This is a genomic window from Weizmannia sp. FSL W8-0401, assembly GCF_038009125.1.
Taxonomy (GTDB): Bacteria; Bacillota; Bacilli; order Bacillales; family Bacillaceae_C; genus Weizmannia; species Weizmannia coagulans.
On the sequence record NZ_JBBPAG010000001.1, the window covers coordinates 1 to 15581 of the forward strand.

Sequence of the window (15581 nt, forward strand, 5' to 3'; positions counted from 1 at the left end):
TTGGAAAATATCGCTGATCTTTGGGAAAAAGCATTGTCCGTGATAGAAAAGAAGATCAGTAAACCCAGCTTTGACACCTGGCTCAAGTCGACTAAGGCATACTCGCTGAAAAACGATACGTTTGTCATTTCCGTGCCGAATGAGTTTGCCAGGGACTGGCTGGAGGGCCATTATATTCCGCTCATCACAACGGTCTTGTACGACATAACCGGAGAAGAGCTTGAAATTAAATTTGTTATTCCGCAACAGCAGGACAGTGATGAACCGGAGCTGTTCCCGTCCCCGAAAAAATCAGCGGATAAATTGAATGATACCCGCGATTATCAGAGCATGCTGATTCCAAAGTATACATTCGATACCTTTGTCATTGGTTCCGGTAACCGTTTTGCTCACGCTGCTTCCCTTGCCGTTGCCGAAGCGCCGGCAAAAGCCTATAACCCGTTGTTCATATACGGCGGGGTGGGCCTTGGAAAAACGCATTTAATGCATGCGATCGGCCACTATGTACTAGAGCATAATCCAAAAGCCAAAGTGGTGTATTTGTCTTCTGAAAAATTCACGAATGAATTCATCAATTCCATCCGGGACAATAAAGGAGGCGAATTCCGGAACAAATACCGGAATGTGGATATCCTTCTGATAGATGATATTCAGTTTCTCGCCGGAAAAGAATCCACGCAGGAAGAATTTTTCCATACATTTAATGCGCTGCATGAGGAGAGCAAGCAAATCGTCATTTCAAGCGACCGGCCCCCGAAAGAAATCCCGACGCTTGAAGAAAGGCTGCGTTCGCGGTTTGAGTGGGGATTAATCACAGACATCACACCGCCTGACCTTGAGACGCGCATCGCCATTTTGCGAAAAAAGGCGAAAGCGGACGGTTTGGATATTCCGAACGAAGTGATGCTTTACATCGCGAATCAAATTGACACGAACATCCGTGAACTGGAAGGCGCATTGATCCGTGTTGTCGCCTATTCTTCGCTGATCAACAAAGATATCAATGCCGACCTTGCCGCAGAAGCACTGAAAGATATCATCCCAAGCGCCAAGCCAAAAACGATTACGATCGAGGACATTCAAAAAGTTGTCGGGGAAGAATACCATGTGAAAATGGAAGATTTTAAAGCGAAAAAGCGCACGAAATCCGTTGCATTTCCGCGCCAGATTGCCATGTATTTATCCAGGGAACTGACGGATTTTTCGCTGCCGAAAATCGGGGAGGAGTTCGGCGGGAGAGATCATACAACCGTGATCCATGCCCATGAGAAAATTGCCAATTTGATTCAAACGGATGCGCAATTTCAAAAGAAAATTGAAGAACTGCAAAATTTGCTGAAAAATGGGTAGCCCACGGTTCAAAAAGCGGGCTAGAGCATATTGTGCATAACAACGGATAATGTATGAACAGTCTGTCCACATGTGGATAGACTGTATTTCATTGCAGCGGCAACGTTATCCACATGTTCACAACCCCTATTACTAGTACTACTGTTTTTTAAAAAAAGATTAAGTATAAGTATATGCGTCACACGATGGAGGAATAACCATGAAATTTTCTATTTTGCGGAACCGCCTGATCGAAAGTGTCCAAGATGTGTCAAAAGCCATTACGTCCAAAACCACGATTCCGATTTTAACCGGCATTAAAATTACCGCTTCAGAAGAAGGGATCACGTTTACAGGCAGTGATTCCGATATTTCAATTGAGTCGTTTGTCCCAAAAGAAGAAGACGGGGATGAAATTGCTGTCATTCAGCAAACAGGCGACATTGTGCTGCAGGCAAAAATTTTTGGGGAACTGGTCAAAAAGCTGCCAATGGATATTGTGGAGATAGAAGTAGCCAATCAATTCCAGACCATCATCCGTTCAGGCAAATCCAACTTTAATTTAAACGGGCTTGATGCGGAAGAGTACCCGCATTTGCCGCAAATTACGGAAGACAAAGTGATCCGGATTCCGGCAGATATTTTAAAAAATCTGATCCGGCAAACGGTATTTGCCGTTTCCACCGCGGAAACCCGCCCGATCTTGACAGGTGTAAACTGGAGCATTAAAGGCAGCAGGCTGAACTGTATTGCAACAGACAGCCACCGCCTGGCGCAAAGGACAGTGGAAATCGAAACGGCCGCAGATGCCGAGTATAATATTGTAATTCCGGGGAAAAGTTTAAATGAGTTGAATAAAATTTTGCCGGATTCGAATGAACCGGTGGGAATTGTCATAACGGATAATCAGGTTTTATTTAAAGCAAAGCATTTATTGTTTTTCTCGCGTCTGCTGGAAGGAAATTACCCGGATACATCACGGCTGATCCCGACAGATGGAAAAACGGAAATCGTTGTGAATACAACAGAGTTTCTGCAAGCCATTGACAGGGCATCGTTACTCGCAAAAGAGGGGCAAAACGCAAATGTCGTGAAACTTTCATCCGTTACGGATATCCCGGGCACGATTGAAATCACATCCAATTCGCCGGAAATCGGGAAAGTGACGGACAGGGTAAACTGTAAATCCATTGAAGGGGAAGAATTAAAAATCTCGTTTAGTTCCAAATATATGATGGACGCGTTAAGAGCGCTGGAAGGAACGGAAATCACCATCCGTTTTACCGGGGCGATGAGGCCTTTTATCATCCGGCCGGTGCATGATGATACGACGCTGCAGCTGATTTTGCCGGTAAGGACGTACTGATGAAAATTGCCTGTTGAAAAACAGGCTTTTTTCATCTCCGCTGCATGCGGAAAACTGCGGGCGGCAACGGGAATTCCTTGGTATGCTTTGTGTTTCTGCCTGATTTTTAGTAAAATAATATGTTAGTGAGTACATGAAAAGAGTGAAGAAATGGCAAAAAATGTAAAAATCTCAACAGATACCATTACGCTTGGCCAATTTTTAAAATTAGCGGATATCATTCAAAGCGGCGGAATGGCAAAATGGTTTTTAACCGAACATGAAGTGCTCGTCAATGGAGAACCGGAGCAAAGAAGAGGGCGGAAACTGAAAGAGGCGGACCGGGTTGAAATTGGCGGAATCGGTATGTTTCACATTATCCGCGGTTGACCGGCGCTTTTTCCGCATAAAGGATGTTGGCATATGTACCTGCAGGAACTGGAACTTCACAATTACCGCAACTATGAAACATTAACCATTCCGTTTGAAAACAAAGTCAATGTGATCCTCGGGGAAAACGCCCAGGGAAAAACCAACCTGATGGAAGCCATTTATGTTTTGGCACTGGCGAAATCCCACCGGACGTCAAATGATAAAGAACTCATCCGCTGGGACGCAGAATATGCTAAAATAAAAGGGAGACTTCACAAAACGCATGGTACTGTCCCCCTTGAACTGACCATCTCCAAAAAAGGCAAAAAAGCAAAGTACAATCATATTGAGCAAAAAAAACTAAGCCGGTATATCGGCAATATGAATGTGGTCATGTTTGCGCCCGAAGACTTGAATCTCGTAAAGGGGAGCCCGCAGGTCAGGCGGCGCTTTATCGATATGGAGATCGGGCAAATTTCGCCGGTTTACCTGTATGATATGAGCCGGTTCCAAAAAATATTGCAGCAGCGGAACCACTATTTGAAGCAGCTGCAGATGAAAAAACAGACAGACCGGACGATGCTCGATATTTTAACCGAACAGCTAATTGAACAAGCCGCTAAAATTGTCATGCGGCGGTTTGAATTTGTGCGGATGCTCGAAGAATGGGCCCGCCCGATCCATCATTCGATTTCCCGCGGTCTTGAACAACTTGAGATCCAATATAAACCCTCTGTGAATGTATCAGAAGAGCTCGATTGGTCAAAAATGATAAAATCATATGAAAATAAATTTGCCGAAATAAGGGAGCGGGAAATTGACAGGGGCGTTACGATGGCCGGTCCGCACCGCGATGATTTAGCCTTTGCAGTAAACGGCAGGGATGTTCACACATTCGGATCACAGGGGCAGCAGCGGACAGCCGCATTATCTGTTAAATTGGCCGAAATTGAACTGATTTATTCGGAAATCCGGGAATATCCGATCCTGCTGCTGGATGACGTGTTATCGGAGCTGGATGACTACCGCCAGTCCCATCTGCTGAACGCGATACAGGGAAGGGTGCAGACTTTTGTGACAACGACAAGCGTGGATGGGGTGGATCATCAAACTTTACGGGAAGCATCCATGTATACAGTGAAGGCAGGACAAATTGTCAGGTGAGGTGTGCCTATGTATCTCTATCTCGCGGAAGATGTCATGATCCGAAGCGATGATATTATCGCCATTATGGACGAGAGATCGCTCAACAGCTCCATAATCAACGAAGCCTATTTGCAGGTTTTCGAAAAAGCCACGGTCAATTTGGCAAAGGGCAGTTTTAAATCAGCCGTGATTACCCAAAATGCGGTCTATTTATCGCCTTTTTCCCCAGGCATTCTGTTCAAACGGGCAATCGGTCTTTTTCCGGCGGGGTTTTTAACCGAACATTTTACCGGAAAACCGGTTTAACATAAGAGAATGTTGCTTACTCAACCGGTGCTTGCTTGTAACACCCGTTACAGGTTGAACCGGCTTTATGCAAGGCGTGTTTTTTGGCACGTCTGTTTCCGGCTAACCGCAAAAACGGCGGGTACAGCCTGCCGGGATAACCGGAGGGTGCTCCAGTATCCGCAGGAATCCCGCAGGTTCAATTTAAGAGAGTGCAGGTGGTATAATTGGAACAAGAACAATTACAGAAGCAGTCTTATGGTGCCGAGCAAATCCAGGTTCTTGAAGGGCTGGAAGCGGTGCGCAAACGTCCGGGGATGTATATTGGCTCGACAAGTGCGAGAGGCCTTCACCATCTTGTCTGGGAAATTGTGGACAACAGCATTGACGAGGCACTGGCCGGTTTCTGCGATGAAATCAATGTTTTTATTGAAAAAGACAACAGCATTACGGTAAAGGACAACGGGCGCGGCATCCCGGTCGGCATCCAGGAAAAAGTGGGCAGGCCTGCCGTTGAAGTCATCATGACCATTTTGCATGCCGGCGGGAAATTTGGCGGCGGCGGATATAAGGTGTCCGGCGGCCTGCACGGGGTCGGCGCGTCTGTTGTGAACGCCCTGTCTACAGAGCTCGATGTCTATGTCCACCGCAACGGGCATATTTACCACCAAAAATACCGCCGCGGTAAACCTGCCTTTGACTTAAAAATCATTGGCGAAACGGACCGTACCGGCACAACGACCCACTTCAAGCCGGACCCGGAAATTTTTACGGAAACGATCGAATTCGACTATGATATTCTTACAACCCGGCTCCGGGAATTGGCTTTTTTAAATAAAGGCATCAAAATTACCATTGAGGATAAACGCGAAAAAAATCCGCGCAAACAAGTATACCATTACGAGGGCGGGATCAAATCGTACGTGGAGCATTTGAACCGCTCGAAAGAAGTGCTCCATAAGGAACCGATTTATGTGGAAGGCGAAAAAGACGGCATTACGGTTGAAGTATCCCTTCAATACAATGACGGGTTTGCCAGCAATATCTATTCTTTTGCCAATAATATCCACACCTACGAAGGCGGCACACATGAGTCCGGTTTTAAAACGGCTTTAACGCGCGTCATCAATGATTATGCCCGGAAAAACAATCTGATTAAAGAAAATGAAGCCAATTTAACAGGCGAAGATGTCCGGGAAGGGCTCACTGCGATCGTTTCCATCAAACACCCGGATCCACAATTTGAAGGGCAAACGAAAACGAAACTTGGAAATACAGAAGCAAGAACGATTACAGATGCGGTATTTTCCGAGGCGTTCGAGAAGTTTATGATGGAAAATCCTCAAGTGGCGCGGAAAATTGTCGAAAAAGGGCTGATGGCTGCCCGGGCAAGGATGGCTGCGAAAAAAGCACGCGAACTGACACGGAGAAAAAGCGCGCTCGAATCGACAAGCCTGCCGGGCAAACTTGCAGACTGCACATCACGCGACCCGTCTGAGAGCGAGCTCTACATTGTTGAAGGTGACTCGGCCGGCGGCTCTGCCAAGCAGGGAAGGGACCGGATGTTCCAGGCGATCCTGCCGTTAAGAGGGAAAATTTTAAACGTAGAGAAAGCGCGTTTGGATAAAATTTTGTCAAATGCGGAAATCCGTACCATTATTACCGCGCTCGGCACAGGTGTCGGGGAAGATTTTGACATCTCGAAGGCGCGTTATCATAAAGTCGTGATTATGACGGATGCGGATGTCGACGGCGCCCATATCCGCACGTTATTATTAACGTTTTTCTACCGTTATATGCGCCCGTTAATCGATGCAGGCTATATTTATATCGCCCAGCCGCCGCTTTATAAAGTGCAGCAGGGCAAAAAGGTTGAATATGTATACAGCGACCGCGGCCTTGAGGAGTTGCTTAATACGCTGCCTGCCCAGCCGAAGCCGGCCATCCAGCGTTATAAAGGCCTCGGTGAAATGAATCCGGAACAGCTTTGGGAGACGACGATGGAACCTGCTAACCGGACGATGCTGCAAGTGAGCCTCGATGATGCGATTGAAGCGGATGGCACGTTTGAAATGTTGATGGGTGATAAAGTGGAACCGCGGCGGAATTTTATCGAAGAAAATGCCATTTACGTGAAAAACCTGGACATTTAAAGAAAAGGAGGTTGCATAAATGGCTGACACACCGGAATCGAATATTGTGGAAGTAAACTTAACCCAGGAGATGCGCACATCTTTTCTTGACTATGCGATGAGCGTCATCGTATCCCGGGCCATTCCGGATGTACGGGACGGATTAAAGCCTGTGCACCGGAGAATTTTATATGCGATGAACGATCTCGGGATGACTCCTGATAAAGCGTATAAAAAATCGGCGCGTATCGTCGGGGAAGTCATCGGGAAATATCACCCGCACGGCGATTCGGCCGTGTATGAAACAATGGTGCGGATGGCGCAGGATTTCAGCTACCGCTATATGCTGGTTGACGGGCACGGCAACTTCGGATCGGTTGACGGCGACCCGGCTGCTGCCATGCGTTACACGGAAGCGCGCATGTCAAAAATTTCCCTTGAACTGCTGCGCGATATTAACAAAGATACAATTGATTTTCAGGACAACTATGATGGTCAGGAAAAGGAGCCGGCTGTCCTGCCTTCCCGTTTTCCGAATCTGTTGGTGAACGGTTCTTCCGGGATTGCGGTCGGCATGGCAACGAACATTCCACCGCATCAACTCGGTGAAGTCATCGACGCGATTCTTGCTTTAAGCAAAGACCCGGATATCACGATCCAGGAATTGATGGAATATATCCCAGGGCCGGATTTCCCTACGGCCGGTTTAATTGTCGGAAGAAGCGGCATCCGCCGTGCTTATGAAACGGGAAGAGGCTCTATCACACTTCGCGCAAGGGTGGAAATTGAACAAAGATCAAACGGCAAAGAATCCATCATTGTGACCGAACTGCCTTACCAGGTCAACAAAGCCAAATTGATCGAACGGATTGCAGAACTTGTGCATGAAAAGCGGATCGACGGCATTACCGACCTGCGTGACGAGTCCGACCGCAACGGCATGCGGATGGTGATTGAAGTCCGCCGTGATGCAAATGCGAATGTGATTTTGAACAATTTGTACAAGCATACCGCCATGCAGACGACATTCGGTATCAACCTGCTGGCGCTTGTTGCAGGCCAGCCAAAAGTGCTGAATTTAAAACAGGCGCTTAAGTTTTACCTTGACCATCAGGAAGAAGTGATCCGCCGCAGAACGGCTTTTGAACTGAAAAAAGCGGAAGCGCGTGCCCATATTTTGGAAGGCCTGCGCATTGCACTTGACCATATTGATGCGATTATCCAGCTGATCCGTTCCTCGCAAACAACGGATATTGCCCGTACCGGCTTAATGGAGCAATTTTCCCTGTCCGAAAAGCAGGCACAGGCAATTCTCGATATGCGGCTGCAACGTTTGACCGGGCTGGAACGCGAAAAAATTGAAGAAGAATACCGGGGCTTGATCCAACTGATTGCAGAACTGAAAGCCGTTTTGGCAGATGAAGAAAAAGTGCTTGAAATCATCCGAGAAGAGCTGCTCGAAATTAAAGAACGGTTTAATGATGAACGGCGCACGGAAATTATAGCAGCAAGCGTTGATCAGATTGAGGACGAGGATTTGATCCCGCAGGAAAGCATCGCCATCACCCTGACCCATAACGGCTATATCAAACGCCTGCCGATTTCGACGTACCGGAGTCAGAAACGCGGCGGCCGCGGCGTGCAGGGGATGAGCACGAATGAAAACGATTTTGTTGAACATCTCTTAACGACATCAACACATGATACGATCCTTTTCTTCACAAATAAAGGAAAAGTCTATAAGAAGAAAGGATACGAAATCCCGGAATACGGCAGAACGGCAAAAGGCATTCCGATTGTCAACCTGCTTGAAATTGACAGGGATGAATGGATCAATACGATGATCCGTGTGGAAGATTTCGTAGAAGACTGGTTTTTATTTTTTACCACAAAAAAAGGCATTTCAAAACGCACGCCTGTAACTGAATTTGCCAATATCCGGACGAACGGCCTGATTGCCATTCATCTGAAAGAAGAAGATGAGCTGATTTCCGTAAAACTGACGGACGGCCATAAAGAAATCATTATCGGTACGAAGAACGGCATGCTGATCAGATTTCCCGAAACGGATGTCCGTTCAATGGGAAGGTCGGCAACAGGGGTAAAAGGCATTACCTTAAGCGGCGATGATGAAGTGGTCGGCATGGAGATTCTGGAAGAAAACGATGATGTGCTTATTGTGACCAAAAACGGCTATGGAAAACGGACAAAGGGAAGCGAGTACCGTATCCAGAGCCGGGGCGGAAAAGGTTTGAAAACCTGCAATATCACAAGCAAGAACGGTCCGCTTATTGCTGTGAAGACGGTAACGGGAGAAGAAGATGTCATGCTCATTACAGCGGGCGGCGTGCTGATCCGGATGGCTGTCGGGGATATTTCAGTGCTCGGCAGAAATACAATGGGCGTCAAACTGATCCGTCTTGGTGACGAAGAATATGTTGCCACAGTCGCAAAAGTGGAAAAAGATGAAGAAGAAAATCATGCTGATCTGGTGGAAGAAACCGGAGAGGAATAAGAAATCTCGGGAAGCATTGCACACAATGCTTCTTTTTTTTGATAAAATATGGGCAGCACAGTTGCTTGTTGACGGAGGGAGAAAAGCTTGAAGATAAAAGTATGCGATCTCGTCCCCGGCTATATTTTGGCCAAGGATGTCATGGGGAAAACGGCCCGCCCCATTATGCCGAAAGGAACCCTTTTAACGCAGAAAATGATCAATGTCCTGAAAGAGTTCGGGATAGAAGAAGTGGATGCGGGCCGTTACAATAGCCGCAAAGAGGCGGAAGAAGGCGTGAAGGAAGAAAACCAGGAAATGGCAACAGTGCCTGAAGCATTCCGGGAGCGGTATACGTCTGCAGTTGGCAGCTACAAGAAAATGTTCCAAAGCTGGCAGTCCGGTTCCAAAGTCAGTGTAGGCGCAGTAAGGGATTTTTTTATTCCGCTTTTTGAATTTATTGAACAGGATCCCGGGAAAATCCGCATTATTCATCAATATGCAACAAAAGAGGAATATATCTATCACCATGCCATCTCGGTCGGGCTGTTAAGCGGCGCAATCGCCCAAAAACTGCAGCTCGGGAAGGGGACCTGTTACCAGGCCGCATTGGCGGGTTGCCTCGCGGATGCTGGCATGGCAAAAGTCCCTGCGCATTTGCTTAGAAAATCAGCCTCCTTAACAAAAGAAGAATACGAAGAAATCAGGAACCATCCGGTATACGGTCTGAAAATGGTCCAGCACTCGCCCCTTTTGAAATCCGAAACGAAACTTGCGATTTTACAGCATCATGAACGTCTTGACAAAAGCGGCTATCCATTTGGCGAAAAACCGGACAGAATCCCGATCCTGTCAAGAATTGTTGCCGTAGCGGATGTATACCATGCCATCGTGTGCGACCATATTTATAAAAAGAAGAAAATCCCGTTTCAAGCCATTGAAGAGCTGCTGGAGGACCACTTCGGGGAGTTCGATATCGCTGTGATCCATGCATTGATCCCCCTTGTTGCCCATTTAACGATTGGATCAAAGGTCTTTTTATCCAACCATGAGGAAGCAGAAGTGCTTTACATTAAACCGTCCGCTCCCATTAAACCGCTTGTAAAAATTTTAAGCAGCAATGAAATGGTTGATTTGGAAAGCCGGCCTGATTTGTTTATTACAGAATTAATCCGGTAATGTTTGCAGCAGAAACCGGACTTTTGTTGCAGGAAAATAGAAGCTTTATTATCTTATCGTTCTGATAAACAACTCGTGTTCATGCCGCATTCATTGCCGCACCGGCGCAAGAATGAAAACCAGCCGGCTCATATTTTCGGGTGGATTTTGTTCATTGGACAGAGAATGTTGCACAAACCGAAAAAAACACTTGCGATTTACTGCATAACGAGTATAATAGAAATTGTGCTTTTTATGGTTGCTTGTTGATTTGCTTTTTTTGTTGACACAAGCTGCCGGATATGTTATGATATAAAAGTCGTCACAAGATGTGATTGTTCCTTGAAAACTGGACAAAACGAAACGTCAAATTCTTTTTGAGCTTTTATCAAACATCTTTACTGAGAGTTTGATCCTGGCTCAGGACGAACGCTGGCGGCGTGCCTAATACATGCAAGTCGTGCGGACCTTTTAAAAGCTTGCTTTTAAAAGGTTAGCGGCGGACGGGTGAGTAACACGTGGGCAACCTGCCTGTAAGACTGGGATAACGCCGGGAAACCGGGGCTAATACCAGATAGTTTTTTTCTCCGCATGGAGGAAAAAGGAAAGGCGGCTTCGGCTGCCACTTACAGATGGGCCCGCGGCGCATTAGCTAGTTGGCGGGGTAACGGCCCACCAAGGCAACGATGCGTAGCCGACCTGAGAGGGTGATCGGCCACATTGGGACTGAGACACGGCCCAAACTCCTACGGGAGGCAGCAGTAGGGAATCTTCCGCAATGGACGAAAGTCTGACGGAGCAACGCCGCGTGAGTGAAGAAGGCCTTCGGGTCGTAAAACTCTGTTGCCGGGGAAGAACAAGTGCCGTTCGAACAGGGCGGCGCCTTGACGGTACCCGGCCAGAAAGCCACGGCTAACTACGTGCCAGCAGCCGCGGTAATACGTAGGTGGCAAGCGTTGTCCGGAATTATTGGGCGTAAAGCGCGCGCAGGCGGCTTCTTAAGTCTGATGTGAAATCTTGCGGCTCAACCGCAAGCGGTCATTGGAAACTGGGAGGCTTGAGTGCAGAAGAGGAGAGTGGAATTCCACGTGTAGCGGTGAAATGCGTAGAGATGTGGAGGAACACCAGTGGCGAAGGCGGCTCTCTGGTCTGTAACTGACGCTGAGGCGCGAAAGCGTGGGGAGCAAACAGGATTAGATACCCTGGTAGTCCACGCCGTAAACGATGAGTGCTAAGTGTTAGAGGGTTTCCGCCCTTTAGTGCTGCAGCTAACGCATTAAGCACTCCGCCTGGGGAGTACGGCCGCAAGGCTGAAACTCAAAGGAATTGACGGGGGCCCGCACAAGCGGTGGAGCATGTGGTTTAATTCGAAGCAACGCGAAGAACCTTACCAGGTCTTGACATCCTCTGACCTCCCTGGAGACAGGGCCTTCCCCTTCGGGGGACAGAGTGACAGGTGGTGCATGGTTGTCGTCAGCTCGTGTCGTGAGATGTTGGGTTAAGTCCCGCAACGAGCGCAACCCTTGACCTTAGTTGCCAGCATTGAGTTGGGCACTCTAAGGTGACTGCCGGTGACAAACCGGAGGAAGGTGGGGATGACGTCAAATCATCATGCCCCTTATGACCTGGGCTACACACGTGCTACAATGGATGGTACAAAGGGCTGCGAGACCGCGAGGTTAAGCCAATCCCAGAAAACCATTCCCAGTTCGGATTGCAGGCTGCAACCCGCCTGCATGAAGCCGGAATCGCTAGTAATCGCGGATCAGCATGCCGCGGTGAATACGTTCCCGGGCCTTGTACACACCGCCCGTCACACCACGAGAGTTTGTAACACCCGAAGTCGGTGAGGTAACCTTTACGGAGCCAGCCGCCGAAGGTGGGACAGATGATTGGGGTGAAGTCGTAACAAGGTAGCCGTATCGGAAGGTGCGGCTGGATCACCTCCTTTCTAAGGAATAAAAGGAAAACTTCGTTTTCCAAAATCAAGTTTGGCGTTTCCGTTTTGTCCAGTTTTGAAGGTTCAATCCTTCCTTATATTTCCTTTCATTAAGGGCCTGTAGCTCAGCTGGTTAGAGCGCACGCCTGATAAGCGTGAGGTCGATGGTTCAAGTCCATTCAGGCCCACCATTCCTTAATGATCGGGGCCTTAGCTCAGCTGGGAGAGCGCCTGCTTTGCACGCAGGAGGTCAGCGGTTCGATCCCGCTAGGCTCCACCTTTATAAACGTGTTCTTTGAAAACCGGATAGGAGAAATAAACCAAGTAAACCGAGAATCGCTTATTTTTGGATTTAAACCTTTTATGGTTAAGTTAGAAAGGGCGCACGGCGGATGCCTTGGCACTAGGAGCCGATGAAGGACGGTACAAACACCGATATGCTCCGGGGAGCTGTACGTAAGCTTTGATCCGGAGATTTCCGAATGGGGAAACCCCCTGTCTTTAATCGGACAGGATTCCTGCCTGAATCCATAGGGCAGGAAGGGCACACCCGGGGAACTGAAACATCTCAGTACCCGGAGGAAGAGAAAGCAATTGCGATTTCCCAAGTAGCGGCGAGCGAACAGGAAACAGCCCAAACCGGAAGGCTTGCCTTCCGGGGTTGTAGGACACTCATATGGGAGTTACAAAAGAACGGGGTAAGTGAAGCGGCCTGGAAAGGCCTGCCGGAGAAGGTAAAAGCCCTGTAACTGAAACTTCGTTCTCTCCCGAGTGGATCCTGAGTACGGCGGGACACGAGGAATCCCGCCGGAATCCGGGAGGACCATCTCCCAAGGCTAAATACTCCCTAGTGACCGATAGTGAACCAGTACCGTGAGGGAAAGGTGAAAAGCACCCCGGGAGGGGAGTGAAAGAGATCCTGAAACCGTGTGCCTACAAGTAGTCAGAGCCCGTTAACGGGTGATGGCGTGCCTTTTGTAGAATGAACCGGCGAGTTACGGTCTCATGCAAGGTTAAGCTGAAGAAGCGGAGCCGCAGCGAAAGCGAGTCTGAACAGGGCGAAAGAGTATGAGGCCGCAGACCCGAAACCAGGTGATCTACCCATGTCCAGGGTGAAGGCAAGGTAACACTTGCTGGAGGCCCGAACCCACGCACGTTGAAAAGTGCGGGGATGAGGTGTGGGTAGCGGAGAAATTCCAATCGAACTTGGAGATAGCTGGTTCTCTCCGAAATAGCTTTAGGGCTAGCCTCAAGCGGAGAGTTTTGGAGGTAGAGCACTGTTTGGACGAGGGGCCCTCATCGGGTTACCGAATTCAGACAAACTCCGAATGCCAAAAACTTATGCTTGGGAGTCAGACTGTGAGTGATAAGATCCATGGTCGAAAGGGAAACAGCCCAGACCGCCAGCTAAGGTCCCAAAGTATACGTTAAGTGGAAAAGGATGTGGCGTTGCTTAGACAACCAGGATGTTGGCTTAGAAGCAGCCATCATTCAAAGAGTGCGTAATAGCTCACTGGTCGAGTGACGCTGCGCCGAAAATGTACCGGGGCTAAACGTATCACCGAAGCTGCGGATGGACACCGTTTGGTGTCCGTGGTAGGAGAGCGTTCTAAGGGCGTTGAAGCCGGACCGGAAGGACCGGTGGAGCGCTTAGAAGTGAGAATGCCGGTATGAGTAGCGAAAGAAGGGTGAGAATCCCTTCCACCGAATGCCTAAGGTTTCCTGAGGAAGGCTCGTCCGCTCAGGGTTAGTCGGGGCCTAAGCCGAGGCCGAAAGGCGTAGGCGATGGACAACAGGTTGATATTCCTGTACCGCCTCTTCACCGTTTGAACGATGGGGGGACGCAGGAGGATAGGGCAAGCGCGACACTGGTTGATCGCGTCCAAGCAGTTAGGCCGGTGCGGAGGCAAATCCTTCGCGCCAAGGCGGAGCTGTGATGGCGAGGGAAATTAAAGTACCGAAGTTCCTGATTCCACACTGCCAAGAAAAGCCTCTAGTGAGGTGAAAGGCGCCCGTACCGCAAACCGACACAGGTAGGCGAGGAGAGAATCCTAAGGTGAGCGAGAGAACTCTCGTTAAGGAACTCGGCAAAATGACCCCGTAACTTCGGGAGAAGGGGTGCTTTTTGGGGTGTATGCCCCGGGAAGCCGCAGTGAATAGGCCCAGGCGACTGTTTAGCAAAAACACAGGTCTCTGCGAAGCCGCAAGGCGAAGTATAGGGGCTGACACCTGCCCGGTGCTGGAAGGTTAAGGAGAGGGGTTAGCCGCAAGGCGAAGCTCTGAACTGAAGCCCCAGTAAACGGCGGCCGTAACTATAACGGTCCTAAGGTAGCGAAATTCCTTGTCAGGTAAGTTCTGACCCGCACGAAAGGTGTAACGATCTGGGCACTGTCTCAACGAGAGACTCGGTGAAATTATAGTACCTGTGAAGATGCAGGTTACCCGCGACAGGACGGAAAGACCCCATGGAGCTTTACTGCAGCCTGATATTGAATTTTGGTACAGCTTGTACAGGATAGGTAGGAGCCTTGGAAACCGGAGCGCCAGCTTCGGCGGAGGCATCGGTGGGATACTACCCTGGCTGTATTGAAATTCTAACCCGCACCCCTTACCGGGGTGGGAGACAGTGTCAGGCAGGCAGTTTGACTGGGGCGGTCGCCTCCTAAAAGGTAACGGAGGCGCCCAAAGGTTCCCTCAGAATGGTTGGAAATCATTCGCAGAGTGTAAAGGCATAAGGGAGCTTGACTGCGAGACTTACAAGTCGGGCAGGGACGAAAGTCGGGCTTAGTGATCCGGTGGTTCCGCATGGAAGGGCCATCGCTCAACGGATAAAAGCTACCCTGGGGATAACAGGCTGATCTCCCCCAAGAGTCCACATCGACGGGGAGGTTTGGCACCTCGATGTCGGCTCATCGCATCCTGGGGCTGTAGTCGGTCCCAAGGGTTGGGCTGTTCGCCCATTAAAGCGGTACGCGAGCTGGGTTCAGAACGTCGTGAGACAGTTCGGTCCCTATCCGTCGCGGGCGCAGGAAATTTGAGAGGAGCTGTCCTTAGTACGAGAGGACCGGGATGGACGCACCGCTGGTGTACCAGTTGTCTTGCCAAAGGCATCGCTGGGTAGCTATGTGCGGAAGGGATAAGTGCTGAAAGCATCTAAGCATGAAGCCCCCCTCAAGATGAGATTTCCCACAGTTTAACTGGTAAGATCCCTGAAAGATGATCAGGTTGATAGGTCCGGGGTGGAAGCGCGGTGACGCGTGCAGCTGACGGATACTAATCGATCGAGGACTTAACCAAATAGAAAAGCGAAGGTGCCTTGTTTAGCCCCGACAAGCGAATGTTCTGACCGGCATGGAGCCGTCTTTTGGCTCCGTGACGGGC

The 15581-nt window shown here is 49.1% G+C and carries 8 protein-coding genes, 2 tRNA genes and 2 rRNA genes; all 12 read left to right on the plus strand.

The window, feature by feature from the left end:
• The 12 genes from dnaA to NSU00_RS00060 all read left to right on the plus strand — a co-directional run bounded on the left by dnaA (position 1) and on the right by NSU00_RS00060 (position 15497).
• Complete coding sequence (dnaA, locus tag NSU00_RS00005; RefSeq protein ID WP_017552556.1) at positions 1-1350, plus strand: chromosomal replication initiator protein DnaA; 1350 nt, start codon at positions 1-3, stop codon at positions 1348-1350.
• A 199-nt stretch (positions 1351-1549) separates the two neighbouring features.
• Complete coding sequence (gene dnaN, locus NSU00_RS00010) at positions 1550-2695, plus strand: DNA polymerase III subunit beta (RefSeq protein WP_237348745.1); 1146 nt, start codon at positions 1550-1552, stop codon at positions 2693-2695.
• 150 nt (positions 2696-2845) lie between these two features.
• Positions 2846-3064 carry a S4 domain-containing protein YaaA gene (gene yaaA, locus NSU00_RS00015; RefSeq protein WP_013857968.1) on the plus strand — a complete coding sequence of 73 codons (219 nt, stop codon included), beginning with the start codon at positions 2846-2848 and terminating at the stop codon, positions 3062-3064.
• A 33-nt stretch (positions 3065-3097) separates the two neighbouring features.
• Entirely contained in the window at positions 3098-4210 is a 1113-nt protein-coding gene (gene recF, locus NSU00_RS00020; protein ID WP_017552553.1) for a DNA replication/repair protein RecF, read from the plus strand.
• A 9-nt stretch (positions 4211-4219) separates the two neighbouring features.
• Complete coding sequence (gene remB / locus NSU00_RS00025; RefSeq protein WP_340702152.1) at positions 4220-4498, plus strand: extracellular matrix regulator RemB; 279 nt, start codon at positions 4220-4222, stop codon at positions 4496-4498.
• 206 nt (positions 4499-4704) lie between these two features.
• Positions 4705-6630, plus strand: a complete 1926-nt coding sequence (gyrB, locus tag NSU00_RS00030) for a DNA topoisomerase (ATP-hydrolyzing) subunit B (protein ID WP_133537393.1) — start codon at positions 4705-4707, stop codon at positions 6628-6630.
• Positions 6631-6649: 19 nt separating this feature from the next.
• On the plus strand, positions 6650-9124 hold the full coding sequence (gyrA, locus tag NSU00_RS00035) for a DNA gyrase subunit A (RefSeq protein WP_340702153.1): 2475 nt from the start codon (positions 6650-6652) through the stop codon (positions 9122-9124).
• An 87-nt stretch (positions 9125-9211) separates the two neighbouring features.
• Positions 9212-10282: an HD-GYP domain-containing protein gene (locus tag NSU00_RS00040; protein ID WP_061574281.1), complete on the plus strand. Its 1071-nt coding sequence runs from the start codon at positions 9212-9214 to the stop codon at positions 10280-10282.
• A 376-nt stretch (positions 10283-10658) separates the two neighbouring features.
• A 16S ribosomal RNA gene (locus tag NSU00_RS00045) occupies positions 10659-12212 on the plus strand.
• 102 nt (positions 12213-12314) lie between these two features.
• Positions 12315-12391 (plus strand) — tRNA-Ile (locus NSU00_RS00050).
• 13 nt (positions 12392-12404) lie between these two features.
• Positions 12405-12477 (plus strand) — tRNA-Ala (locus NSU00_RS00055).
• 88 nt (positions 12478-12565) lie between these two features.
• Positions 12566-15497: ribosomal RNA gene (locus tag NSU00_RS00060) — 23S ribosomal RNA — on the plus strand.
• The 16S and 23S rRNA genes sit together here with 2 tRNA genes alongside, the layout of an rRNA operon.
• Positions 15498-15581 lie beyond the last annotated feature (84 nt).